Source organism: Vibrio sp. 10N.247.310.23, from assembly GCF_041467155.1.
GTDB lineage: Bacteria > Pseudomonadota > Gammaproteobacteria > Enterobacterales > Vibrionaceae > Vibrio > Vibrio crassostreae_C.
Genome location: NZ_JBFSTZ010000024.1, coordinates 1 through 25,836 on the forward strand (window position 1 = coordinate 1; position 25,836 = coordinate 25,836).

Below are 25,836 nucleotides of genomic sequence, written 5' to 3' on the forward strand. Positions count from 1 at the left end.
ATGAAGCCTTTTTTCTATCTAAATAAACAAGTTAGCTCTTAAGATCCTGTCTATGAATCCACAATAGACTGACCTTCAATCACAGTTACGCACGAATATGGTGTTCGGATATTTATAAGTCATTGAATAATTGAGAAAAAGAGAAGATTTGGATTGATAACGTGCCTTGAATCGGAAACAATGTGTGCTTGCACGCTTTTCAACTAAAAATTAGATCTAAACTGAATTATATGTATACTTTTCAGTTCGTTAGGTATGGTTTTTGAGGTGTGCTTAATACATCAATTCGCGCTGGCACGATATTAAAATGTTATGTGTATTGTCCAGAACATCAGCGACACTGCTTTGTTACACAATGTCGCCACTTTTTTACTACTCGAGAGTGCCAGCTAACTCAATTACTTTCTTCATATCATCCCAGTTCCAATACTTGCATTGTTGTCTGTTACCATTATCCATATTGTTAATGGTCTCAAGTATAAATGATTGATACTCTTCACTAATACTCGACTGCAATTCATCACGGTATGCTGAGCGGCTAGGTAACCTGTAAGTTGTTATAGGCTCTCCCCATTGATCTTGTCCAACATGCCTTGTATAGATGATATTGTTCATAGATTGCTTAATTAGATCCAAAAGAGTGAAATCTTCTGAAATTTCATAGTTCATTCCCAATAACGTAGGCTCAGGGGAATAGCGTTGGGTACGCTTGTTATATATGTCTTGCGATTTTTCGTGCTCAATCAAACCGATGAGCAAAGCAGGAAAGTTTATGTATTGCGAATTACCAGTTCGTTCCAACGTATTCATGGCGGAACGTAAACAAGATTGAAACTTGTTCATCAACTGGTCAATATCCCGAATGTGCAAGTCGTAGCCAACGGCAAGCAAGCTAACAATTTTGTTAATTGAATCCTCTAATCTGCCGTTAAACATAATAGGGAATAGTCGTAGGCGACTATATTGCTCATAGTTTATCCCAACTGCATTCAGGTATGCTTCAATGTCAGGTGAAGGCAGTGTTGCTTTTCGATCAAAAAACTTTTTGAGGTACTGCTTTGAATCAAAGTTATACCCGTACACTGCATTAATTGAGTGTGATAATTGATCTGTATCGGTCGCAATAAGGAAAACGAAGTTGTCTGTTTTGAAAAAATGCTTAATGACTTCGAGCATTTCAATTGCATAAGTAGGTCGGCATCGGTCTAGCTCATCTACCAGTACAACAACAGGGATTTCCGCTCCATAAGTTGACTTCAGCACCTCTGCTAGTTGAGACAAACATTCTCTGATTTTTTGAATAGCTTCAATTTGTTGCGAATACTCAGATGTTAGCTGCTTCATAAAATCGGCTGGGCTTTCATCAAAATACTTCATCATGGCATTCGAGCCAATTGTTGAGTCATCCAAATATTTCTTTGAAGCGTAGCCGACTACACCAACAGCTGTGGCTTTTATAGCTTTGCTTAGAAACTGCTTTAGGCGCTTAGTGTTTTCTTGACTACCAATACCGTTATTAAAGGATTCTAATTGGGTTAGTAACTCGCTAGTAATAACAGTTAAAGGCTCTTTCGAGAAATCGCTTTCCCAAGCATCAATATATATAACTGGGTGGCGCTCCTGAAGCAGGTGAGTATAAATGCGCTTAAGAAATTCGGTTTTACCTGCTCCCCAAGCTCCATTTAAATTAAGAACGAATCCATTGGTCTCGCCAACCAAATAACTGCTTAAAAACTCACCATATTCCTTTCGGTTCAGTTTGCAGTTTGCAAAATTGTGCGTAGTGCCCCAATGCTCGTATTTTGCTTTATCTAATATACTCAATGCTTTAGTCCGCCTAAAATAAAGGCTATTGTACCTTAAAAATCGGTTTAGTATAGTTGCACTGAGTTTATACACATACAAAGCATTTAAGAGTGATTCGCAACGCTTGGCAGTTTCGCTTCGCTCAAGTATAGCCAAACGCTGCTCACACCTTAATGCGGCTACTTGTACAAGCTGAAAATTTTATTGTCATTTAGGAGTAATTAATGGCACTTGTAGCAGATTTACTACACATCCCCCATGTTTCACCTCTTCAATTTACGGATAACCTAATGTCTTCATTTGTGTTGCAGACCGAAGAGGTAATCGAAGAGGAAATTAGAAAGTTCATAGAGAATGGGCCTGAGACACACGAAATAGAGCTAAGTGCTGAAGAAGGGATCTATAGTTATGTAGAGCATTATCAAGGACTTTCTGATGCAGAAGTGATGTTGGACGAGATCTTTAAAGAGTACTTTCCAAGTCTGCACCGACGCTCTGCATTTCAAACTATTTACAGTACTTACGAGGTTGAGCTTCAAACCTTGTGCAGTCGTTACCAAAAGAAAAAGCTTGGTGGGAAGTCATTTGATAAGTACCCGGGCTTAGGTTTGGTAAAAGTAAATAACTTTGTAAATCGTCATTTTCCTCAGTTGAAGAATAAGCCAGAACAGCAGCTAATTGATGTACTTAGAAAATTAAGAAATCAATGTATTCACCATGATGGGAAGGCATACAAGAATAGTGGTAATCCGATTGCTGAAATAGACGGATTAATTGAAAGCCACCCAACTCTGTTTCACCATGATGGGTTAGTCGCTATGGATGAGAATGGAAAAGTGAAAAAGTATGTTGATGGAAGCGAGCGAAGATGTGGTCAGTATGTGATATTTGAGGCGGGATGCTTAAATTTTGTGATTGAAGCATTTCAAGCGTACGTTGAAGCAATTGCAACTGAGTATAGAAAACGTACATAACAATGGCATCAAGGTGACGCTGGACACTCGGCATTTTTGGTATGGAGTCTGGTGTGCTTGGTAAGTTCATAGTGGCGCACCTTATGCCCAGAGTTATATTTAAAAAGTAAGCAAAGAGTAAATAATGATTAAGTTTACATTGATAGAAAATTCATTAGATTCCATCAAGTCTGGTATGGATTACCTTGACTATGCAGAGCAGAAACAAAGCCCAAGTCACTATAAAAAGGCTCTTCTTTCACTTTTTCAAGGTGCAGAGTTAATTCTTAAAGAAATCTTAGTACAGATAGACCCAATAATTATTTTTGATAAAAACTCATTGTTCCGTAATTGTAAATCACCACTTCAGCCAACCATAGAGGAGTTATTCGACTGCAAATCCAATGATATTAATGGCATTTGCCAAGAACTAAAAAAACATTATCCGGAACAATTTCAAAGAGCGAATCTGAAAGTTATTCAAGATTTAGCTAAAGAGCGCAATAAAATTCAGCACTTTGCGTTTGAAACTACCCCAAATGACTTGAAAGCATCATTACTTAAGCTCTATCTAATGGTTATAAAACCAGCTATGAAAATAGCGGGCGAGAAAGCTGCATTGGATACATTTGTCGAAGGGATCAATAGAATAAACTTTGATGAACAAGCAACAGATGTAGAAGAATCATTCTTAAACGTTAACAAGAGAGATGAATTTACAAAAGGTGGTTGCTGTCACTGCGAGAACTATTCACTCTTCGTAATCTACGATGGCGAGTCATTTCCAATTGCTTGCTATTGCACGACATGTGGTTTTGAACGTACTAATATTGATATGTCAGAGTTTTATGACTGTCCTGAGTGTTCAGCTCCTTCGGTAATTTATGATGAAAAGCTGGGAGCTGGTATGTGTCTTTGGTATCGATGTGCCGACTGTATGGAATCAATTAAAACAGACATGGTTCCATGTGATGACTGCGGTGGGTATCTGATAGAGGACACTTGTTTTAACTGCACAGTCGAAGATTAAATATAACAAATGCATCAACACGATTTGCTACATTCGGCATTCTAGATTTCTTTTGGTTTAGCGTGTTAAGTGGTTAATTTAGGCTCAATTTTCATTGCACACTAGGCTCTTAGGGAGACGGCACTTGATAACAAGAGTCGTCCGCCCGCCAGAAATGATTTAGGCAATAACCCTTGCTCCCGTTACTACACCTCTTGATATATTTACTGTCCGTCATCTTAGTCTTCCTTAAACAATTGGTGTTTTGTAACTAAATAACGGTGGCAGATAAGGTTGTATAAGGTAATATTTTGTTGCAGTACAGGGTTTATCCAAACCATAATTCCGTGCGAAAAGGGCCATTTTTATTACCTAGCTCACAAGCCTGATTCTTAGCGGTGTGTAATAGAAAGTAATGCAATACCTTATGAAGGTAGGCACCAACCCACAGCATCCCTGATATTGCGCTGAACACGATAACAATCACACCAGAGATAAGAATCGCGCGCTGTTTTACACGCTGGCGACCAATCTCATAAGCCTTTTCCACTTCTACCGCGAATGACGCTTTCTCTTGCTCTTCTCGGCTGTAGCTTTGAACCGTTTTAATATGCTCAATCGCCTCACCGGCATAAGACCCGACATCAGACATCGAATCTTGGCTTTGACGAGATAGGGCTCTGACACGACGCCCGTAGACAAGGATTGGAATCAAGATAAATGGCACCGAGGCCAATACAATCAAGGTCAGCTTAATATTGGTCGCGAATAGCATGATGATCGCACCAATACACATCAACGCGCTCCGCATCGCCATAGAGAACGATGAACCTATGATGCTTTGAAGCAGAGTGGTATCCGTTGTGATACGCGACATGATGTCGCCACTGCCATTAGTTTCGAAGTAACTCGGATGCAGTGTCACGACATGATTGAAAACCGATAAGCGAATGTCCGCACTCACGCGTTCCCCAACAGAAGAAACCAAATAGAAGCGGAAGAAAGTACCAATCGAGATCAACACGACCACGACCATGATGAATTGAATCGCGCTGCCTAAATCTGAGAGTGATTGTTGGCTAAAACCTTGGTCGATAAGAAGGCGAATACCGTGTCCGACTGAAAGGGGTAAGCTCGCCGTGAAGATCAACGCGATCAAAGCAGCAATAACACGACCTTTATAAGGCTGAATGAATTTACTCAGCTCAAACAAAATACTGAGGCTTTTCTTCTCAGGTTTGGGGTCTGGCGCTTTTTGAGTCGATCGCTGAGTTGAGTCGAGCGTAGAAGAGACATCGTTTTGCATATGACTGCCTTAATGTGTTGTCGCTTTAAAAATAGATGGCTTGTTGCTTGTTGCTTATGACTAATTGCTTATGACTTATTGCCTGTACTGCGCGTTGTTCGCTGGGCAGTAATTGTTGTTGAGAATAGAACCCATTAAAGCATTTATTGCGCTGTGACGCTCCCTAGGAAACTCAATTTCCAATATTTCATCATAACCAACTGCATAGCTCAAAACGACATTAAAGGAAAACTAAGCATTCTGATCCAGTCAGTTCGATAGGAAAGTAGGGGTTTTAACCCTAATTTTTATGCAAGTAAATTAGCGTTAATAGGGGAGTGCGTTCATAAACTAGTAATCGAGTTATGATTTATAAATTGATAGAAAAACGTTTGCTTTTTATCTCGATACTAACCTTATCAATGGCTTGCAGCCTTTGGTTGTAAGACCAGTTATAGCGACTGTTTTTTGTGCAATATGTGTTACAAAAATTCAACAAAGTAGTTTTTTATACATTTTTCTTGCATAAAACCTCGGATTGAATAGAATAACCAACAAATGACAATTAATGCAGTATTGTGGCATGAGTATTCAAGTAAAGAGCATCAACAAATCATACGGTGATACCCAAGTTCTTCACGACATCAGTTTCGACTGTGAGAGTGGCGAAACCTTGGTATTGCTTGGCCCAAGCGGCGCTGGCAAGAGTTCACTACTGCGTGTTTTGAACCTGCTAGAAATCGCGGACAACGGCGAATTAGACATTGCTAACGAGCAATTCGACTTTGCTGGTCAGATCCAAGAAAAGCAAGGGCTTAAACTTCGTCGTAAAGTCGGCATGGTGTTCCAGCAATATAACTTATGGCCACACATGACGGTGATGGAAAACTTGATTGAAGCACCAACCAAAGTTGCGGGTTTAGATAAGCAAGAAGCGATCAAGCAAGCTCAAGGAGTACTAAAGACACTTCAACTTGAAGACAAAGCTGACGCTTGGCCACTTCAACTGTCTGGCGGTCAACAACAGCGTGTTGCGATTGCACGTGCGCTGATGATGAAACCGGATGTGTTGTTGTTTGATGAGCCAACAGCGGCGCTTGATCCTGAGATCACCAACCAAGTCGTGAGTATTATTAAAGAATTGAGCGGAACGGGCATTACCCAAGTGGTCGTAACGCACGAAGTCGATTTCGCGAAGAAGATTGCTAGCCACGTTCTGTACCTAGAGAAAGGGTACATCGTTGAACACGGCACCAGCGATTCATTCGTTAATCCGCAGACACCTGAGTTTGCCGAGTATTTGACTCATTAAATCTGAGTTAACGCATAAGACTCACGTAACTCACTAGATTTAGCTAAACACAACATCGATCAAAACAATCAAATTATAAGAATGGCCACAGGCCGCTATCAAACAGTATTCGGAGTAACAAAATGAAAAAGATTCTACTAGCTTCACTTATCGGCCTTGCTTCTTTCAACGCAGCGGCGCAAGAAGAAATCAAATTCGCAATGGAAGCAACGTACGCACCATTCGAATACATGGATGAGAACAACCAAATTCAAGGTTTTGACGTAGACTTAGCAAACGCACTTTGTGAAGAGCTGAAAGCAACGTGTACTTTCCACAACCAAGCATTCGATAGCTTGATCCCTGCACTTAAATTCAAACGTTACGATGCGGCTATCTCGGCAATGGACATCACAGAAGCGCGTCTTAAACAGGTGAACTTCTCTAACGCATATTACGACAACTCTGCAGCATTCATCTCTTTCGAAGGCAAAGTAGCAGACCAAGTGGCACTGGAAGGTAAGCGTGTTGGTGTTCAAAACGGTTCTACTCACCAGAGCTTCCTACTTGAGCAAATGACTGGCGTAACAGCGGTACCTTACTCAAGCTACCAAGATGCATTCATCGACATGAAAAACGGTCGTATCGATTCTGTATTCGGTGACACAGCCGTTGTAGCAGAATGGTTCAAGAAAGAAGACAACCTAACGTACGTTGGCGACCAAGTAACAAACCAAGAGTACTTCGGTAACGGCTTTGGTATCGCAGTAAACAAGAGCAACCAAGAACTTGTAGACCAGCTTAACGTTGCACTTGCTGCAGTGAAAGCGAACGGCGAATACGACAAGATCTTCAACAAGTACTTCGGTAAGTAATTTATGGAATTAACGGGTTACTCTTTAGGGCTCGTCGAAGCAAGCTGGATGACTGTTCAGCTTGCATTCGTAAGTCTATTGGTTGGATTGGTTCTAGCAGTTTTGTTTGCAAGTGGTGAGATGTCTCGTCGTATTGCAATCAAATGGCCAACGACTGCATTTGTGACGATTGTTCGTGGTTTACCAGAAATTCTGGTCGTACTGTTTATCTACTTTGGTTCGACACAAGTTCTGTTCATGATCACTGGCGACTTCATAGAAGTGAGCCCGTTCTTATCTGGTGTTGTTGCACTGTCACTTATCTTTGCTTCTTACGCTTCGCAAACCATCCGTGGTGCTTTGAAAGCAGTAAGCAAAGGGCAGAGAGAAGCAGCAAGCGCGCTTGGTATTTCTCAATCACGTTCATTCTTTCGTATAGTTTTACCTCAAGCGGTAAGACACGCGCTACCAGGGTTAACCAACCAGTGGTTAGTGTTACTAAAAGACACTGCATTAGTATCGCTGATTGGCGTAACGGATTTGCTGAAACAAGCACAACTAACATCCGCTGCAACGCACGAAGCATTTACTTGGTACGCGACAGCAGCAGCAATCTACTTGGTCATCACTTTAATCACACAAAGATTGGTAAAAGTGATTGATGGTAAGTTCTCTATTCAAGGTTTGGGTAACAAAGGGGCAATGGCATGAATCAACAATACCTCTCTCAAATGCTTGAGGGCTTAGCGACCAGTCTTCAACTCACAGGCGCTTCATTGCTGGTTGGTTGTATCTTGTCACTGCTGATGACGGTAACGCTAATCCTAAGAATACCGGCGATTCACTGGTTAACACGTGGCATCATCACGCTGTTCACTGGCACACCATTGTTGGTGCAGATCTTCTTGGTGTATTACGGCCCGGGTCAGTTCGATTGGATTCGTGAAAGCTTCATGTGGACTTGGTTAAGCCAACCTTGGTTCTGTGCAATGTTAGCATTAGCTTTGAACACCGCGGCATACAGCACGCTACTGTTCAGAGGCGCATTCAACGCCATTCCAGCAGGGCAGTGGGAAGCGTGTCGCGCACTTGGCATGGACAAAGTCGCAACGCTTAAAGTGTTACTGCCATACGCTCTACGCCGTGCCGTTCCAGCTTACTCGAACGAAGTGATTCTAGTCTTCAAAGGTACGTCACTGGCAAGCACCATCACCATCATGGATTTAATGGGCTACGCTCAACGTATCAACGGCCAAACCTACGACACACTTACTGTGTTCGGTATTGCCGGCGCATTCTACTTAGCAGTAAACGGTGTATTAACGCTGATCTTCCGCCAAGTAGAGAAGAAAGCCCTGGCATTCGAAGCCGCATAAGCTAGCCACTCAAAAGCTTAACTAACGTATAAAGCCTGCCATTTATGTTCGCATAGATGGCAGGCTTTTTTGTGTTTGGGGTATGCGTAGAGGTACAGTGATTGCATACAGTTCGGGAGGGTATCCGCTAAAATCATACTATATAGAAATATTCTGCATTTTGTCATTCAATGAGTCTATCTATGTTTTAAGTCACTGAAATACTGTGATTAATCGTGGTAAATTGCTGTGCATATGAAACTAGATAGACTGATTCTGTATTTAAATGCAGAATTTTTCGGTCTAATAGCTGTTAGTTCACAGGAGTATAAATGGACTATTTTAGTTTGGCGGTTGGTTTTCTCGTAGGGACGGCAACTGGTGCTGCTGGTACATATTTTGGAAATAAGTACACAGACCAACGGAAAGCGAAAGAGCAGAAAAAAGAAATCAAGTCTTTCTACAAGTCTCTATGGGCTAAACATGAGCCTTTACTGAAGGAAATGAGGCTAGATCTAAAGAATCCTGATTTCAAATTTCATAGAGAATTTTTCCTCTTAAGTCGTTCTTGGAGTTTCGTACATGCTGGTAAGTTTCTCGCATACTATCTTGAGGAGCATGAAAATCTAGAGCAGCAAATTAAAATCTTAGAGTCACATGGTCTTATTATTGAGGTCACCGAGTTTGGTAAAAACGTTAAGAAGTACCAGTTTTCAGAACATTTAGTGGAGCATTTTCTGACAGAGTGAACTAACAATAAATTTAATAGTGATTCACAACGCTTGGCGCTTTCACTTCAAGCCAGTTTAGTGTTTATGGCATAATGCTTTAGGTAAGGTGTTAGCGTTGTTCACACCTTAATTGGGAGTTAAGCGTCATGCGCTACTCCAACTTGAGAAGGTAGTACAAGTGGAAACTAGAGTTAAAAAGTCAGTTCGGTATCTTGCCTTGGGTATTCTTATCTATCCGTTTCTTTACATGATACTCAATTTTATTATCCCGATTCTAATGGCGACTTTGGGCGAAGGTGGTCGCTCGTTAGTTGAAATTCTTGAGTATTTTACTTGGTTTATAATGCCTTTTTTTTCGGTGCTCTATTTGTTAGCTTTCTATCATTTCTCGCCAATGTTAGGTAAATGGCATCAATGGGTTGGGTATACTTTGGTTTTTGCCGCTGCGCTAATCGAAATAGCGATGCCCTGGATGGAATCTGGTCTGGTGTTTAAGACAGCATCTTTTCTATGTCAGCTTTTCGAGATAGGCATTTTGGTTAGTTGTCTGTTCGTTTTTAGCAATAAGTTGAGGCCAAATTCTGAGCTTGGAAGTAACGTATAGCAAGTCTTGGTCTCATCTTACTAGATTGGAGTGCTTATTATCCATCCGAGCTGTTCAAGAGTGATTCACAACACACGGCATTTTAACTATGCCTTTGTATTAGCCATTTAAGAAGTATAAGGCTGCTTCGGCATTGCGTTACTCCGCCTTGAACAGGGCGCACCACTCATCGTGTTGAAATTCATATTGCATCCCCGTTTCAGGGTAAATCGAGACCTATTTCCTTGCCTGAGAAATGAGCAAAAGTAGTATGTGCTTTAGAACTCTACTTCTTTAGTCAATTTTTCAGGTAATACGTGAATATACTTCTGATCATACCTACAGTTTTTTTAACTAAATTTATTGGTTTGCAAATGGGATTCACCTATAACCTGTTTTCAGACCCGTTCAGTCTTAAACTTGCTCTGATTGACCTTGGTTTATTTGTCTTTGTCGGTGCACTTCTTAGTTTTATTTACGACAAGGTCAAACATGCACTCAAGAACGTCAGGAAAAATTAGCCTGACATAGCACTGAAAACGGATGCTCAACGGCGTTATTTTCGGCTTACTTCAATTTCAGTGTTTACGTCGCAATGATTTAAGATCTGTTCGTAACGTCACTCACACCTATACATTGTTTTGCTTTCTACGAGGGAATGAACATGAAAAAAGGAATTTTCAAGAACTTGAAGCTGGCATTAGGGATTGGCTTTGGTGTCGCAATTCATCAGTACTTTTTTATGACGGATGGTACGTTTGATTTCTATCGGCCAATTGTGGCGTTTGCTTTTACGTTTGTAGTGAGCAGCATTGGTACACTTCTAATAGAAAGAATCATGCGTAACAGGGAGGCTAAAGGGGAATCATGACTAAAATCTATTTCGTATGTGGCTTTATCGGTTCGGGTAAGACGACTTACTCGAAAGCGCTTGCAGAAAAGCATGGCGCCTTTCGTTTCTCAATCGATGAGTGGATGATTCCTTTGTATGGCGAGCATATGGAGCGTGAGGTTTTTGATAGCCGGCTGGCTACGTTACAAGGTTTATTCAAGGACTCTGCAATGCAGCTCTTTTCTTTGGGTGTCCCTGTGATTTTTGACTTTGGTTTTTGGCGTGAGTCTGATCGGGATTCTTTTACAAGCTGGGCATCAAACCTAGGTGTGGACAGCGAAGTTCACTATCTTGATGTTCCGTTTGAGACTTGCAAGGAGAGAGCATTCAGCCGTAACTCGGAACTGAATGGTAGGTCTTATGAAATGACACCTGAAATGTTAGATCTGTTTTGGTCTTGGTTTGAGGTTCCAACTTCAAACGAAAATGTTGTTTGGGTTCAACAGGAAGCTCAAAAAGGTATGTAGTTAGGCGCGCAGGTGAGAGGTGTTTTTGTTATCTAGCTTGTGTTCTAAGTCTTCCGTTACATTGGGTTTATGAAAGTCTGAGTCGTCCATCGAATAGTAGAGTAACAAGGGCATTTCTCATGCCGTATTTTTGGTAATTAGTTCTTCCTGTCGATTATCGAATTTGTCCTAAACCCACTATTAAGGCAGGGAACCCCAATGAATAGAACGCTATGGTTCGCACTCATTTCGCTTTTGTTTTCAATGACAATGGTATTTTGTACATACAGTTATGGCATAGAGAGCCACGTTGAAGTAATTACACTCACTTTAGTACTGTCTGGCCCTCTGATTTTTACATTTGCGCTTGTTGTCATTTTTTGTGGCGCACCAGTTATTAACAAGTACAAGTTACTTGGAACCATCGCAATTTGTGTGCATGGATTTACAGCCTCACTGCATGTGCTGTGGAACGGTTTTATGTTTGTCGATGTGATTAATAAACAAGGCTTAGGTCCGGGACAAGGTTATTCTGGTTTGATACTTTGGGTTGGTAGTATCAAGGCGATGCTACTTGGTTTGGTTGTGGGAGTATGCCTGCATTACTTGCTACGATTTTTTAGAAAGGCTGCAGTAAGATAACTGTTGGCTAGTTAGTTGATTGTTCGTTGTCTATAGGAGTTGCCACTGTGTTTTATAGTAAGGAATCCAACAAGGGATTGCTGCTCATCCTTGTTGCGATAAGTGCTTTCATTGTCGTTACCTCGGATAATAACCCTGGGACATTAATCGCTCACGCCATCAATGGTTTAATTGCTTTGCTCTTTTTCTCCATGACAATTGAGGTTAAAGACAATGTACTAAGCTGGTATTTCGGCTTTGGTTTTTGGCGTAAGAATGTAGAAGTGTCAGACATTACAGAGACATCGTTTTATCAAAGCAAGTGGTATCAAGGTATTGGTATCCGAATGCTGAGCGATGGTTGGTTGTATAATGCATCGATAGGTTCAGCGCTTAAGTTAAGCCTAAGCAATGGAAAGCATGTTTACATTGGTTGTAAGGATACGGACGGTTTAAAGCTGGCGTTGAAAACCGCTAACGAACAGATAACGCAAAAGTGATTTACGAGGCTTGGCACTTTTCGTTTTGAGTTGGACTAATTTTTAAGGCTGTATGCTTTAAGTGAGCTGCATTTTAATATCTCAACAAGTGGATCGGAGGTTCAATGGACCAAGCAATCAAAACACATTTCGACGAGTATCCCGATGATGTTCGAGCTCGGCTTGAAGAGTTGCGTTCATTAATCTTTGAGCTTTGCTCTGATTTGGAACTAGCTGAAGTCGAAGAGTCTCTGAAATGGGGCGAGCCGAGTTACAGCGTTAAGACGGGCAGCCCAATTCGAATCGACTGGAAATTGAAGTCACCAAACAACTATTACTTGTTCTTTAACTGTCAAACGAAGCTAGTCGACACATTCAGAGAATTGCACGATGGCACATTGGTATTTCAAGGTAATCGGGCAATCGTCTTGAACCTAACTGAACCACTTCCCAAAGCACCAATCAAGCAGTGCTTAGAGTTAGCCTTAACTTATCAACAACGAAAACATCTACCGCTTCTTGGCGCGTAATTCTTATGTGTTGTCATTATATTTCTTAAACAGGTTTTCTGTGTTCTAGCTATCACTCTTTAAAGTGCTAAGACTGTACCATCTTGATTAGTATCAAGAGGCTAGGGAATCTCTATAACCAACGCTGATTGTATTGCTTACCGTTTAAAAAGGTGTTCTAGTCACCTTGTATTTCAAACTTAAAAGGAAGTTGTATGAATTTAGATAAAGCCAAAAAACGTATCGCAAAGCAGGTTAAAAAAGGCGACCACGGATACCCAAAAATCACGTTAGCGTATTACGGGACGACCAAAGATCTCGCAACGGAAGTCGCGGTTCAATTTATGCTGGGTGAGGGCGATGGTGTTCAAGAAGAGCGTTTTTCTTGTGAAACCGAAATCCGAGATAATGAGTTAGTTCAAACGACGTTACTCAAGATAATCGAGCGAGCAAATGTTAACTCAGTGATTGAAGTTGAAGGCGTGGCTGTTCTTTAGTTTGCTTTAGCCTGGAAACGAAGCCAACACGAGAACTCAGGTGTATAATCCACATTTTTATCAAATTGGGCAGGACACATGGCGATCTCGTTTGAAACTCAAAGACTAAAAGTAGAAGAAGTCGCAGGTGAACTTACTGTTCCTGAACGTTCGGCTCTGCTTGAGCGAGTACCTGGCATTCTAATCCCGTCAGTCGTTGAAAACCTTCCACCATACTTTCATGGTATTGTGTCAGGTGAGCTGGCTGAAATTTGGCTCGACCGAATGTTGTCGGAGAGCCGCTTACTTCAAGTGAAATCCAACGATAATCAATTAATTGGTTTTCTGTTCGCTTATGTAGAAGACGAAAGTGATGCTCATATTGGCTACTTGCTTGCAGAAGAATGCTGGGGCAAGGGTTTCGCGAGTGAGTTATTGCAGAGTTTCATCACAGAAGTCGCAAAAACCGAGTCATGGTCCACACTGATTGGCGGTGTCGACCGTTCAAACATAGCCTCTACACACTTACTTAATAAGCTAGGTTTTGTTGAGCAAGCCTCTGACGAAAGTGCCGTGGTTTTCTATGAATATAAGCTTTCTCGTCTTAATTCTTAATTCTTAATTCATAATTCTTAATTCTGAGCTCTCAGCTCTTAATTTCTAATCCCTAACTCAAGCCACATCTGCGTTATACATTCATTGCCAATGTTTACGTCAATTGATAGGGAAGAAACCTTATTACACCATTCAACTGAGAACCGAGAGCAGCGAGTCTAGTTAACGTGGGCTAATTCGGCACTCTGTGTTTCATTAGCGACTCTCCAATCGCCCCCTAAGGCTTTATAGAAAACAGGCTTTGTATCCACATTAGACCATACTGGTTTAGCGACCTCGACCATCTACCATTACGATGATTGTTTTAGAGATGATGCTGAGATCAGCGGCAATCCAAGACTTAACCGAACATAGGCTTAGTGCATAACTGTGGTCAAAACCTACTTTACGACGTACATCATCAATACAGGTGTCGTAACCTTGATTTACTTGTGCAAGCCCTGTAATACCAGGCATTACACCGTATGTGCGGTCGGCAAAGTAAGGAATTTCGTTCTCTAGTTTGGTGTAAAAAGTAGGGCGTTCAGGGCGCGGGCCAATTAGAGACATTTCACCTTTCAGTACATTGATCAGTTGTGGCAGTTCATCAAGACGTGTCTTTCTCAAAAAGCGGCCAACAGGCGTGATTCGTGGGTCATTCGCGGTAGCCCAAACTGCACCAGAGCGAGTTTCTGCATCCTCGTACATGCTACGGAATTTCATGATCTCAAAGATTTCCATTTTCTCCGGTGTCGATTTACCAACGCGCAATTGACGGTAGAAAATAGGGCCACGAGAAGTGAGTGCAATCGCCATCGCAATCAACGGAAATACGGGCGCTAGCAAAATCAAAGCAATCAGTGAGCTTACAAAATCGAAAGTACGTTTAGCACGTGAGATTTTGTATTGGTATAGGTTTTGGGTAGATAGCTGTTCAATGTTAATCATAATAAGTCCTTAATGATTTGCTCGTGTCCAAGGTGAGTTTTCTAGTCCGATTAGGTAACGAATGCCACCAATGAAGTTGGCGTAGTGTCCAACTATCAAATAAGAGATTAATGAAATAGGTTTGTTTACTAGACGCTTTGGCAAGATGCAACCAAGGACGCCAATGGTATAAACGGCAACTTGAGCCCATAACAGCGCTTCAAATACCAAGTAGTTGCTAAGTAAGATTGAGCACACTAAGCACACAATCATTAAATAGGGAGTGAGTAGGCGAAGTCCTTTTCCTGAAAAGAACGCAAACGCGATGCCTTTAAACTTCGGGCTGAACAAGGCAAATAATCGAATCGCTTGTTGCATGTTGCCCGCTGAAATACGAAGTCTTCTTTTGAAGTCTGTTTCTAGGTTCGATTCTTCTAGCTCTAATGCAACCATTTGGGTTTCGTATTCGGCGATGTAACCTTGTTTAACGATTTGCATCGGTAAGATGAAATCATCATTAATAGTGTTGAGTGGAAGCAGTTCAAACAGGTGTGTTCTAAACAAGTAGAAAGCGCCATGAGAACCCAAGCTAGAACCTAATGAAGCCTCAGACTCTTTAACCGCGGTTTGGTACTGCCAATACGTGTTTTCGCCTTCATTGCCTGTTGGACAAAGTTGATACGTTGCGTTTACCACTCCAACCTTGTCACTTTCAAAATGAGCGGCAGCTATAAGCAAAGCATCCAATGAAATAAGGGCAGAAACATCACTCATCGCCGTGATATCACTGGTTATACGTGTCACTTCATCATTAACAACCGCGACTTTACCTCGGTTTACTTGATGGTCATGTATCTCAAAATAAACATCACTGCACATCGCTTCTTGTATGGTCATTTGTGCAATGGCGACTGTGTTATCAGTGCAACCATCGCAAGCGATAATGACTTCCAACTTCTTTTTTGGGTAATCGAGTGAAGCAAGGTTACGAATCTTGTCTGCGATCCACTGTTCTTCGTTAAATGCAGGAACAAGAACGGTGATGGTCGGCAACGTGCAATCTTGCTGTTCCTCTTTGTAGCAACGATGACTCTCTTCAACATTGCGTGCGGGGTGGCTTTTCGCATACCAACGCAGTAACAAAGGGTAGGCTGCGTGATGATAGACAATCAACGCACCTGAAAACAAACAAAGTCCCGCAAGCAACCAATCAATCATGCGTAAGCTCCTTCTGATATATCGTTGTAAGACGAAACCATTTTGATGATGTCGAAGTTTTCGAGTACGTAACGACGAGGTGACAAAAAGCGTTCATTTTGCTTTTCTAATAGCGCACTAGCTAACCCCACAATGCTGCCGCTTTTGACGAGGGCGCCGCTGACTGGACATAAGGTTTCATCGACGGCACCAACGTCCATTGCGACGGTTGGAATATTGCATGCTTGAGCTTCAAGTGTAGAAAGCGGCAGCCCTTCGTGGCGTGAAGGTAGGCAGAACGTATCCAACGCTCCGTAAAACGTGGTCATGTCTTCAACTAAGCCAAGAAAGATGACTCGGTCACTCAGATTCAAGCGGCTAGTCAGTTGCTCTAGTTGATTGCGTTTAGTACCGCCGCCAGCCAATGCGACAACCATGTTTGCAGGTAAAAGAGTCAGTGCTTTAATAAGTTGGTCTTGGCCTTTGACATGTTCTAGTCGACCTGCACAACCGATGATGTGTTTGTCTGTCGGCAGGTTTAGTTTTGCTCTCGCGTGTTCTTTCGACATCGGCTTAAACTTCTCACAATCAACGCCATTTTTGATGGTAATGATGTTCTCATAAGAAAAAGCAGTGCGTAGTTGGTTATAAACACGTGTCGCGTCGGCAACTAACGTTGGTTGAGCAGCTTTTAATGCAAGCGCTTGTAATCGACGACGTTTGTTGTTGTTCAGATGCCAAGCGTCATGTTCGGTATGGATTCGAGTTGGAACCCCGGTTACGCGAGCGGCATAACCAGCGTATAACAGTGGGCCAATATGATGGGTATGAACCACATCAGGGCGAATCGCATTGAAGGCTTTAATTAGCTTAATAATGATATTGAATTGTACGCCTGGTGCTTTATCCAAAAAGACGATTTGCTTTTTGTATGGCTCTAGCTTCGGCCAGTTGTTTATAGACTCTTGTTTAGTACCCTCTAAACTGACAATCAACACTTGGTCTGTTGGTTTAGCAAGGCGCAGCAAATCCAGAGTTAGGGTTTCTAATCCACCCGGTGCAAGGTGCTGAACAACGTGTATGATCATTTTGCCATGCTTCGTTAAATGCGTATTCATAGTTTGGACCCTGCCTTTGTGATTCTTATTTCGCCTTTCTGACGTTTCTATTGAAGTAACTTCTTTAAAACGTTTAACTACACAAGGAGATTGCAGGAGTTGTGCCAATTAAATAACCGTTATTTTTCAGTTGTTTAGATTATTTAATTCTAGGGCAGTTTTCATTTCTCAAAATGGGAATCAAAACAAAATACAATTGAATGGCAGTTTGAATCATAGGGCTTGGGTAAATCGAAAGTAGCATTAGAACTGGGGCTCTAAATAAACAAAACGCCAACCGAGTGTTGGCGTTTTGCTCTAGGATGCACGAAGCTTGGAAACTAGAAAGCTAGGAAGCACGAAGCTAGGAAATTTGAAAGCTGTGAATCTAGCAAGTCAAAAATGGCTTTGAGGCTGACTAGCTCATTTTAGGGATCACCGTTATCACAGGGACACCCAAGATATCTTCGATTTCGTCTTTGCGTTTGATTGAAGAATCAAACAGTTCAAACAATACCGCTAAACCAATACCCAGTCCGATACCTGCAACGAATCCAGCCAGAATAAAAACAAAAGTCGGCATGTTAGATTTGACACTCGGTGTGAAAGGCAAATCGATAATCTTCACACGTTTGTTTTGCTCAAATACACCAAGCGAACCCGTTAGTTGAGCCATTTCATAACGCTCTGTCAGTTCATCATATAGTTGACGTTTGATTTCAACTTGACGTTTAAGGCGGTACATCTCTTTTGCATTTTCGCCGAAGTTATTGGCCTTGTGTTCTAATTCGAAAATCATAGTTCGAAGGCTTTTGGTCTCTTCAGTTAAAGACTCAAAGCGAGCACGAACCAGCTGTAGGCTGTGTAATTGAGTGACCAGAAGAGGTTGGGTATCAGAAAGTTTGTTCAGTGTCGTACTACTTGCGATGTCCCAAAGCTGGTCGCTGTTCATCGTTGGCTGGGTTACCTCGAGCAAACTCTTACGTTCATTCTCTAGTCTGTCTAGCTCACGCACTTTAGCTTGCACAGCACTGTGCTTGTCCGTGTATTTAGCTTGTAACAAGGTAAGGTCGCTACGAATGTCGATGATCTGGTCTTCTAATTTACCGATCACAGGGTTGGTTCTTGAAAGTTGTTGGTCGATTGACCCTAAACTTTTTTCGACACCCGATAACTCGGCCTCTTTTTCTGCCAATGTTTGTTTGAGTGAAGCTAAGCGATTCAAACTTTGGCTCTGTACCTCAGGCGTCGAATGAACATTCTCATTCATGTATGCAGCTAGCGCTTCTTCTGCTTCTGCAAGCTCTGCGCTACGTTTGTCGATATGGATTTTCAAGAAGTTACTTGAATCTTCAATCGATGAACGTTCCGGTGCAAGTAACTGTTCAATGAAATGTTCACTTACCGAGCGCAGCGTCGCTTCCATTCCATTTGGTGTGTTCGACGTTAGACTTATCTTTAGAAAATCTTTTCCAAGCTGAGTCACCGTTAGACGTTGAGACAGGTCAGTAATGATCTCTTGTTTCTCAATTTCAGGCATATCTGGCGTGGTTAATTGCAGTTCATCAGCGACCGAGTAAAGCACATGTCGACTGTGAAGCAGTGTTCTCAATGCGTTAAGTCGATCTTTGAGCATCGTCGAAACGGCAATGTCTTCCAAGAATGGATTCATCTTGGCCGTTTCTTGAATCAACATACTGGTATGCGCGTCATATTTAGTTGGAGCCAACTTGCTCACACCAAAGCCTACAAAGGGCAAAATAAGCATTGGCAGAACGATAACGTAGCGTTGGCGCCACATCGCATTGATGATGACTAATAACCGCAATTTCAGATTATTCATAATAGCTCCAACATCCAATGTACGAAGTTACCACGGTTCTGCCAGCTCTCTTGTTCGACGACAGAGATAGGTGAGTTGCTTAGCTCGCGTGCATGATCAAGCGCCCAAATCATTTGGTTGGCACTGCCAACCGTGGTTACGTGCCCTTGATATGGAACCAAAGCAGGGAACGGTGTTGTGATAATGGGTGTGCCCGCCGCAAGGTATTCCATTAGTTTGAGTGGGCTACACGCTCGGATCTGCTCGTTATCAACAAACGGCAACAAGCTCACATCCCAGTGTTGAGAATAGCTTGGTAGCGTGTGGTGTGGACGAGGGCCAAGGTAATGTACGTTACTCAACTTAGGCAGCATGAGCGTATCAAGCTCGTTTGGACCTATGAAAACAAAGTCCCATTCCGGCATCGCATTCGCAACATGATCAATCATTTCATAATCAAGCCACTTAGAAAGGCTGCCATAAAAACCAGCAATAGGGCGGTGGTTGCTTGGTAAATCTTTTGCTCTTGGTGCGGGTGTTGAAAATAGGTCTACGTCGACACCATGTGGTAGCAAGTGCGCTTTATGCTTTGGAAATTTATCCATCAATTTTTTGCTAGCCGCGAATATAAGCGTTGATTTTTCGATTAGCTCTGATTCGTGCTGTGCAACGGTGTCATGATCAACACCAGCCAGCGCGCTAAAATCATCACCGCAGTAATAGACCACAGATGACTCGCCTAAGTGTCCGCACAAATCAACAGCGGTCGGAAGAGAAGTCCATAGGATAGGCGCGTTAAGATTAAGCTCCGCAATAATCGGTTTTAGTTGGTGCAACATCATTTGCTGAGCCAACTTTCTAGAAAATTTAGAAGCAGGCGCAGGGATTGTCTTTAAGTTAACGATAGTAATGTTGTCGTGTCCCTCAGAGTCGAGCATGTTTTGAGTAACGGCTTTGGTTTTACCAAACAACTTGTTGAACGCTCGGCTGGCATCTTTAGCGGACAGCTTCGGTTGTCTTAAGCCAATAGAGTTGACCCATAAGACTTTGTGTTGCTTAGCAAGGTGACGAACTAAATGTTGAGTCGATGAAGGTAGGCCACCAAAGTCTTCACCAAATACGATTAAATCACGCATGGTCACCTCCATGAGTCTCTAACGAATCGAACATATCGGATTCTGTCACTTCAACGGGTTTAATGTGACCGACAACTCGAGCTGGGTTACCGCCTGCGATTGCAAAAGCCGGGATGTTCTTTGTTACTACGCTGCCTGCGGCTATTACGGCACCTTCGCCGATGGTTACGCCACCTTTAACCGTCACATTCGTGCCTAACCAAACATCGGGTTCAAGAATGATGTCACCGATTTGCTGAGGGTCGTCACCTTCACCTAGCGCTCGGCGTTTTGCATCAAGCGGGTGTCCAGAGTATCCAAATAGAAAAGCGCCGCCTGCGATTCGTACGTTGTCAGAGATAACCACTTTACCTCCAACAGCGATAGTCGACTGCCAACCAATGTCGACGTTATTGCCAATCGACAATAGTGGGTGTTCCAAGCCTTCAAGTTGTTGAGTACAACCAGAGAATGTCGTGTGGCCAGAGATACGGCAGTTGTCGCCAATCGTAATTTGCACCGGACCGCTGACGAAAGGCAGTCCACCATACAAATACAGGCGTTTGCCACATTGAGCCACACGACCTTTGAAAGCCGGAGTCCAGTAAAAGAATCGCGTAAAGCCAGAAACCAGATTCACCACTAGCTTGTGCGCTTGATATAGGCAGCGATTAAGTACTTGAGGGGTAGGTAGCTCTGCGCTTCTGATGTCTTTCAAAATGAAAAACACATTTCTAATTCGAGAATTAGGATGAAACTTAAGCCAATGTTTGAATTGATGTATAGATACTGACGTCATAATGAAAATCCTCTGTTTTGTTATATAGAAGTACTTTCATATACTGTGCCATTTAATAAATATAATATTTTCAATGAGTTAAAATATAGCTTTTAGGTTTTCTCATTTTGACAGGCAGTTTGAGATACGTTTGAGGCGCAAACTGTGAGTGCTGCGAGGATATAAATCGGCCAGTTGAAGCCTTGAGTCAAAAATGTCCCCGACACTATTGTTCCAATCAGACCTGCATAGATCGCATAGGCGACCGCATTAAGCTCGGGGGAGATTTCTGTGGTCGAGTTTTTTAATCTCGTTAGCGTAGAGCGAGAGGTTTTGATCAAAGAAACGATAAGGCAGACAAAAATGATCAGACCAATAAAGCCAGTCTCTGCTAACACACCAAACCAAGTACTGTGAACGGCGTGATTCAGTCCGTCCCAGTGCGAACTATAAAAGAAGTAGTTCGAGAAGAAGTTGTTCAACCCTACGCCAGTCAGTGGATTTTCAACTGCCATTTTTACTGCCGCTTCCCAAGCATAGATTCGCCCCATTGCAGATTCATCGATACCTTGTTCAGCTGCACCACCAGAAGACCTGTCTGAGATACCAGCAACTAAATAGAGCATCACGGCCGCGACAGTTCCCACTGAGATTAAGAGAACTTTAGAGCGCACTAGCTTCCACGCAAAAATACCAATCACCGCAATACAACCCAGTAATCCGCCACGGCTTTGAGTGGCAATAATGGCGGCGAGCAGTAACAGACAAACTAAGGCACTGATTAAACGTTTGGATCGTGAGATGCCAGTCGTGGTGGCTTGGCTTATTGTAAAGGCGAGTGGGAACATCAGTACCAGTGCTAGGTCGTTCGGGTCACCTAACATAGAGCCAAAATCGCGGCCAATAGTCACGCGTGAGCCCTCGACAAGCCCAATACCATTTACTGAGTTGTACACGGCAATAGAGCTGACTAAAGCGCCAGCGTAGATAATCGTCATCGCGGTTTTTGCGAGATTTTCCGTGGTGTTTACTAGCCAAGTAATCGCAAGCGTCATCACTATAATTTTCCAATAAACGCCCTTGAATTCTGCTAGTGCTATTGGCCTGTTGGACGCGAAGATAATACCAATGAAAACCAATACCCAAAATATGGCGAGCCAATTTAAACAAGGGTGCCAGAAGATTTTAAGTTCTTTACTGATTAATGCATGCCATAGAAGAGCCGACAGAGCGCCTAATGAAAGCATCAGCGGTATTTTTAGCGAATAGAGCTGAGGTATAGCTTCGTGAATTCGGAAAAATGAAAAGACAACGAACAATAGAACTAACCAGAATGTTTTGTTTAACACGAATAACCCGGCCAATGGCACAAGAGCGAGCGCCACAATGACAGCAGGGTGAGGCACAAAGTACCAAACAACACCAAGCCCAACACACAAGGTGCTGATCGTGATGATGACTGGCAATCTATTGGCTTCAGGGTTGACCATTGTGACCTCTATTGGCAAATAAACTCTTTAGGACTCGGCTCGTAATCTTTTTAAGACGTAGTTACGCCTGATGTTAAAGATTGCAAAGTGAGTGCCAGTTATGCATTTTGTTTAACTTACTGATTTAATGTTGGATTATTAAGTGAGGGCGTAGCCTTGAGGTGAGTTTTGTCATTTTGAGAATCAGTATAAAACTGACTAAAGTACTTAAATCATCAAGCCCAAATAACCAGTTATCGACTAAGGCTAGAATTAACGGTCGAGTTGATAGATTTCCAACAACTGCGGGACAACGGCTTGTGGAGAGTATTGGTTTTTCACGGTTTCTATCGCGTGACTCTTGAGAGAGTCACGTTGCTCGTTCGTCAATGACATCCACAAAGATAAAAACTGTTCTAGCTCAGCTTCTGAATTTGCAAGGTAGCCGTTAACTTGATGCTCGATGAGTTGAGGCAAGTTACCAACTGAGGTGGCGAGAACGGGAATGCCACGAATCATGGCTTCTAATGCCGCCATAGGTAAGCCTTCAAAGCGAGAAGGGATGATTAACAGATCGATTTGGCTCCAGACGTCGTCCATATTGGTCTGATGCCCATGAAAGGTCACATTATCAGGCTGCGATTTAACTAAGATGTCCATTTCTGGCCCGTCACCAAAAAGCTCAAACCGAACATCAGGAAACTGTTTGGCTAATGCAACAAATCGATCAGGCGCTTTTTCATGGCTCAATCGCCCCACAAAACCAACATGGAATGGGCTTGATGAAGGGGAGCTTGTTAACCCGGTTGGCATTTTAACAAAGTTATTCAATTGATGGGTTTGACTCGGCACTTTCGCTTTAATCTTTTCACTGACCACGAGCGACTGATCAGAAAGAAAACTGCTGTAACGGTCGAGCCAATCATAAAGCCATACTTTGCCTTTTGGGGTTTCACCTGCGTGATAAGTGGTGATTTGCTTTGTGTTGTTGAAACGAGGCGGAAGCTTGATTAACTTGCTGACCAAACTGGCTTTGTAACCATGAGCATGGATAAGCCTTGGTTGATAATGTTGAATTGCACGTTTCAGCTGTGTCGCGCTATTGCCATTTGAATCTACAGAACATGAGGCTAAATCGGAGAGGTAACTAAAAGGGATGTTCAGCGCATTCAACTTTTCAACGATGATCGCTTCAGGATTAAACTTAGTCAAAAGAACGATACGAACAGCCTCTGAATACTGAGCGCTTTCCGATATCAGGCCTTGTGCTAATTCTAAAACATGCGTTTCTATGCCTCCAAAAGTTTGGCTGTCGATCAACAGCCAAATCTCATGAAGGTTTATGTCGAGTACACCTTGGTTAGGCTTGATTGTACTCATCTTCCGATTCCCAAGCCTGTTTCTTACGATAAACAGTAGAAGGGCTAAGTTCTAGCAGCACAGCAGCGTTTAACACATTCCCATCGCAATGATTGATGGCATGTTGAATGGCTTCACGTTCTATTTGCCACATTGGACGAATAGCACCTTCGCTTGTGGTAAATGCAGGCGTCATCGGCTCATTGTGAGCTTGAGCAACTGACGATTGTTCCAACTCTTCCGGAGTAATCGGTGGCAACTTAGCTTCTGGTGCTTCAACAACTGCAGGTTGAGGCGCAGTTACTCGAACTGGTGTCACTGATTTAGATGATGGAGCGGCATCTACTTTATTAATCGGAGGCGGTAACATGTCTTTAGTCACGCTCGTTTCATTGTTCAACACCACGATGTTACGGATGATGTTTTGCAACTGACGCACATTGCCTGGCCACGCATAACGTTTAAGTAGATTCTGCGTTTCTTTGTCTATTGATTTGAACTTCTTCTTGTCTTGCTTCGCGTACAGCTTCAAGAAATGATTGCAAAGAGTGACAATGTCACTCCCTCGCTCGCGAAGCGGTGGCATCTCGATAGGCACAACGTGAACACGATAGTAAAGGTCTTCTCTAAAACGTCCTTCTTCTACTTCAACCAGTGGATCGCGGTTGGTCGCACAGATAATTCTGACATCCACTTTAATCTCGCGGTTGCCACCGAGTGGAGTAAACGTACCAGTTTGCAAAAATCTGAGGAGCTTCTTCTGCATCTCCAGTTCCATTTCACAAAGCTCATCGAGAAATAGGGTACCGCCATGCGCTTGCATTGCTGCACCTTTCCGGTCGGTTGTCGCACCGGTAAACGCACCTTTAACGTGACCGAAGATTTCACTCTCCATTAGGTCTCGAGGGATAGCGCCGCAGTTAATGGCCACGAAGGGTTTACCATTACGCTGACTCTCTTGGTGAATCGCTTCCGCACACACTTCTTTACCTGTACCACTTTCGCCGTTAATAAACACGCTGGCAGTGGTTGGTGCTACCGAATCAATGATCTTGTAAACCGCCTGCATGGGTAGGCAAGAGCCAATGAAATTATGAAAACGATCACGATCGAATTTGCTTTGCATGTTATCGACGAGGTTTTCGAGTTTCGCTCTTTTTAGATGCAAGCTAACAGAGGTCTTGAGTCGATCGGCTTGAATGGGTTTCTCTAAGAAGTCTTCTGCACCGCGTTGGATAAGGTCTACCGCGATGTTTACTGAACCATGCGCTGTCGCGATGATGACAGCGGTCGGTATTTCGTTAGCAGTAATCCAATCTAAGACTTCTTCGCCTGGCATGTCAGGAAGCTTAAGGTCGAGAATCACAAGCTGTGGAGAGTGCCTTTCAATGAAGGTCTTAGCTTCCGCGCCGGTTTCGACGTGGAAAATATCATAGGGCTCGTCTTTTACGTACTGCTTGTAGAGTACGGCGAGTGAGGTGGAGTCTTCAACTAACAATACCTTAGGGCGCATTGTGTATTCCTTTTGAAACTTTATCCTAACCAATCAATAACATAGTGATATGCAACCATCAATACGAGTCTTGTGTATTTGTTATCTACCACATACAATCTTTTAAGAAGCGGCCTGTATAACTTCTCGCATTGCTGTTCATGATGGAGCCCATCTTATGGCGACTATATTAATAACGACTGTTTTGAGTTTTTAATCTGATACCGATAATGAACATGCAAAGCTAGCTGAAGCCTGCCTCTTTCCTTTCAAGCAAGGCTTTTATTGAACGCTCTGCGAGCTCTATTAATTCATCAACTTGTCGAAATGCCGCATCATGACTCTGTTCTAAACATAGCTTTTCTAAAGCTCGAGCTAATTCACCCAAAGGGCGATTACCTAACGAAAGCGCTGTGCTGCCGAGAGTGTGGACCTCGAACTCAAGTGTTTGAGCGTCTTTCTGCGTGACTGCCTCTTTTATAGCGACCAAGCGTGTTTGTGATTCTTCGACATAATGGTCGATCAAGATAGGGATAATGTCCGCACTTGTATCGCGAATCATTTGCTCCAGAACGCTTTCATCGACAAGCTCGCTCACTTGTTGTGAGTTTAGATTTGTAGCTGCGTCTGACGCTAAAGTAGAATTCATCAAACTAAGTCCTTTTATTGAGCTTAATATCTGTTAATACTATTAAG

The 25,836-nt window shown here is 42.6% G+C and carries 26 protein-coding genes and 1 pseudogene; 15 read left to right on the forward strand and 12 right to left on the reverse strand.

The features are described 5' to 3' along the window. Positions 1–372 precede the first annotated feature (372 nt). Entirely contained in the window at positions 373–1,824 is a 1,452-nt protein-coding gene (locus AB6D93_RS17325; RefSeq protein ID WP_372050076.1) for a P-loop NTPase fold protein, read from the reverse strand. Positions 1,825–2,030: 206 nt separating this feature from the next. Between AB6D93_RS17325 and AB6D93_RS17330 the strand changes: the two genes are divergently transcribed. Both AB6D93_RS17330 and AB6D93_RS17335 read left to right on the forward strand, forming a co-directional pair. Next, a complete protein-coding gene (locus tag AB6D93_RS17330; protein WP_372050077.1) occupies positions 2,031–2,780 on the forward strand; it encodes a hypothetical protein in 750 nt (249 codons plus the stop codon). A 124-nt stretch (positions 2,781–2,904) separates the two neighbouring features. Then, positions 2,905–3,789 carry a hypothetical protein gene (locus AB6D93_RS17335; protein WP_372050078.1) on the forward strand — a complete coding sequence of 295 codons (885 nt, stop codon included), beginning with the start codon at positions 2,905–2,907 and terminating at the stop codon, positions 3,787–3,789. Between the two features lie 418 nt (positions 3,790–4,207). On the opposite strand, the pseudogene AB6D93_RS17340 reads toward AB6D93_RS17335, so the two are convergent. Next, a pseudogene (locus AB6D93_RS17340) lies at positions 4,208–5,074 on the reverse strand (ABC transporter transmembrane domain-containing protein); the annotation flags it as partial. 562 nt (positions 5,075–5,636) lie between these two features. Here AB6D93_RS17340 and artP point away from each other — a divergent pair. The 13 genes from artP (at position 5,637) to AB6D93_RS17405 (ending at position 13,905) form a co-directional block, all read left to right on the forward strand. Continuing rightward, a complete protein-coding gene (artP, locus tag AB6D93_RS17345; RefSeq protein WP_102333407.1) occupies positions 5,637–6,365 on the forward strand; it encodes an arginine ABC transporter ATP-binding protein ArtP in 729 nt (242 codons plus the stop codon). 122 nt (positions 6,366–6,487) lie between these two features. Beyond that, the gene (locus AB6D93_RS17350; protein WP_102333311.1) at positions 6,488–7,219 is read left to right on the forward strand and encodes a lysine/arginine/ornithine ABC transporter substrate-binding protein; all 732 of its coding nucleotides are present in this window, start codon (positions 6,488–6,490) and stop codon (positions 7,217–7,219) included. Between the two features lie 3 nt (positions 7,220–7,222). Beyond that, positions 7,223–7,909 carry an arginine ABC transporter permease ArtQ gene (artQ, locus tag AB6D93_RS17355; protein ID WP_017083621.1) on the forward strand — a complete coding sequence of 229 codons (687 nt, stop codon included), beginning with the start codon at positions 7,223–7,225 and terminating at the stop codon, positions 7,907–7,909. Then, positions 7,906–8,574, forward strand: a complete 669-nt coding sequence (gene artM, locus AB6D93_RS17360; protein WP_065681833.1) for an arginine ABC transporter permease ArtM — start codon at positions 7,906–7,908, stop codon at positions 8,572–8,574. The genes artQ and artM overlap by 4 nt, the downstream gene beginning before the upstream one ends. Before the next feature lie 311 nt (positions 8,575–8,885). Continuing rightward, positions 8,886–9,302, forward strand: coding sequence for a hypothetical protein (locus AB6D93_RS17365; protein ID WP_061024101.1), 417 nt, complete (start codon positions 8,886–8,888; stop codon positions 9,300–9,302). Between the two features lie 160 nt (positions 9,303–9,462). Continuing rightward, the gene (locus tag AB6D93_RS17370) at positions 9,463–9,888 is read left to right on the forward strand and encodes a hypothetical protein (protein ID WP_017083679.1); all 426 of its coding nucleotides are present in this window, start codon (positions 9,463–9,465) and stop codon (positions 9,886–9,888) included. Between the two features lie 643 nt (positions 9,889–10,531). Then, on the forward strand, positions 10,532–10,738 hold the full coding sequence (locus AB6D93_RS17375) for a hypothetical protein (RefSeq protein ID WP_102333313.1): 207 nt from the start codon (positions 10,532–10,534) through the stop codon (positions 10,736–10,738). Continuing rightward, a complete protein-coding gene (locus AB6D93_RS17380; RefSeq protein ID WP_102333314.1) occupies positions 10,735–11,226 on the forward strand; it encodes an ATP-binding protein in 492 nt (163 codons plus the stop codon). Before AB6D93_RS17375 ends, AB6D93_RS17380 begins: the two co-directional genes overlap by 4 nt. 198 nt (positions 11,227–11,424) lie before the next feature. Further along, positions 11,425–11,847 carry a hypothetical protein gene (locus AB6D93_RS17385; protein ID WP_102333315.1) on the forward strand — a complete coding sequence of 141 codons (423 nt, stop codon included), beginning with the start codon at positions 11,425–11,427 and terminating at the stop codon, positions 11,845–11,847. Between the two features lie 26 nt (positions 11,848–11,873). Further along, positions 11,874–12,326, forward strand: a complete 453-nt coding sequence (locus AB6D93_RS17390) for a hypothetical protein (protein ID WP_102333316.1) — start codon at positions 11,874–11,876, stop codon at positions 12,324–12,326. Positions 12,327–12,430: 104 nt separating this feature from the next. Further along, positions 12,431–12,835, forward strand: coding sequence for a DUF1801 domain-containing protein (locus tag AB6D93_RS17395; protein ID WP_102320222.1), 405 nt, complete (start codon positions 12,431–12,433; stop codon positions 12,833–12,835). 194 nt (positions 12,836–13,029) lie between these two features. Continuing rightward, positions 13,030–13,311, forward strand: coding sequence for a hypothetical protein (locus AB6D93_RS17400; RefSeq protein ID WP_017059577.1), 282 nt, complete (start codon positions 13,030–13,032; stop codon positions 13,309–13,311). A 78-nt stretch (positions 13,312–13,389) separates the two neighbouring features. After that, positions 13,390–13,905 (forward strand): GNAT family N-acetyltransferase, encoded by a 516-nt coding sequence (locus tag AB6D93_RS17405; RefSeq protein ID WP_102333317.1) that lies wholly within the window; start codon positions 13,390–13,392, stop codon positions 13,903–13,905. 267 nt (positions 13,906–14,172) lie between these two features. On the opposite strand, the gene AB6D93_RS17410 is transcribed toward AB6D93_RS17405, so the two are convergent. The 10 genes from AB6D93_RS17410 to AB6D93_RS17455 all read right to left on the reverse strand — a co-directional run bounded on the left by AB6D93_RS17410 (position 14,173) and on the right by AB6D93_RS17455 (position 25,789). Beyond that, on the reverse strand, positions 14,173–14,832 hold the full coding sequence (locus AB6D93_RS17410; protein WP_017059580.1) for a sugar transferase: 660 nt from the start codon (positions 14,830–14,832) through the stop codon (positions 14,173–14,175). A 9-nt stretch (positions 14,833–14,841) separates the two neighbouring features. After that, the gene (locus AB6D93_RS17415; RefSeq protein WP_102333318.1) at positions 14,842–16,029 is read right to left on the reverse strand and encodes a glycosyltransferase family 2 protein; all 1,188 of its coding nucleotides are present in this window, start codon (positions 16,027–16,029) and stop codon (positions 14,842–14,844) included. Further along, positions 16,026–17,126 carry a glycosyltransferase gene (locus tag AB6D93_RS17420; protein ID WP_102333319.1) on the reverse strand — a complete coding sequence of 367 codons (1,101 nt, stop codon included), beginning with the start codon at positions 17,124–17,126 and terminating at the stop codon, positions 16,026–16,028. The genes AB6D93_RS17415 and AB6D93_RS17420 overlap by 4 nt, the downstream gene beginning before the upstream one ends. Positions 17,127–17,523: 397 nt before the next feature. Continuing rightward, a complete protein-coding gene (locus tag AB6D93_RS17425) occupies positions 17,524–18,948 on the reverse strand; it encodes a Wzz/FepE/Etk N-terminal domain-containing protein (protein ID WP_017063900.1) in 1,425 nt (474 codons plus the stop codon). Continuing rightward, the gene (locus AB6D93_RS17430; protein ID WP_017068358.1) at positions 18,945–20,063 is read right to left on the reverse strand and encodes a glycosyltransferase; all 1,119 of its coding nucleotides are present in this window, start codon (positions 20,061–20,063) and stop codon (positions 18,945–18,947) included. Before AB6D93_RS17430 ends, AB6D93_RS17425 begins: the two co-directional genes overlap by 4 nt. Continuing rightward, entirely contained in the window at positions 20,056–20,841 is a 786-nt protein-coding gene (locus tag AB6D93_RS17435; protein WP_017063898.1) for a DapH/DapD/GlmU-related protein, read from the reverse strand. Before AB6D93_RS17435 ends, AB6D93_RS17430 begins: the two co-directional genes overlap by 8 nt. Before the next feature lie 92 nt (positions 20,842–20,933). Next, positions 20,934–22,310 carry an O-antigen ligase family protein gene (locus tag AB6D93_RS17440; RefSeq protein ID WP_102333320.1) on the reverse strand — a complete coding sequence of 459 codons (1,377 nt, stop codon included), beginning with the start codon at positions 22,308–22,310 and terminating at the stop codon, positions 20,934–20,936. A gap of 252 nt (positions 22,311–22,562) precedes the next feature. Then, positions 22,563–23,669: a glycosyltransferase family 4 protein gene (locus AB6D93_RS17445; RefSeq protein ID WP_102333321.1), complete on the reverse strand. Its 1,107-nt coding sequence runs from the start codon at positions 23,667–23,669 to the stop codon at positions 22,563–22,565. Further along, positions 23,650–25,161 (reverse strand): sigma-54 dependent transcriptional regulator, encoded by a 1,512-nt coding sequence (locus AB6D93_RS17450; RefSeq protein ID WP_102333322.1) that lies wholly within the window; start codon positions 25,159–25,161, stop codon positions 23,650–23,652. The genes AB6D93_RS17445 and AB6D93_RS17450 overlap by 20 nt, the downstream gene beginning before the upstream one ends. Positions 25,162–25,384: 223 nt before the next feature. Continuing rightward, positions 25,385–25,789 carry an Hpt domain-containing protein gene (locus AB6D93_RS17455; RefSeq protein WP_102333323.1) on the reverse strand — a complete coding sequence of 135 codons (405 nt, stop codon included), beginning with the start codon at positions 25,787–25,789 and terminating at the stop codon, positions 25,385–25,387. Positions 25,790–25,836: the final 47 nt, after the last annotated feature.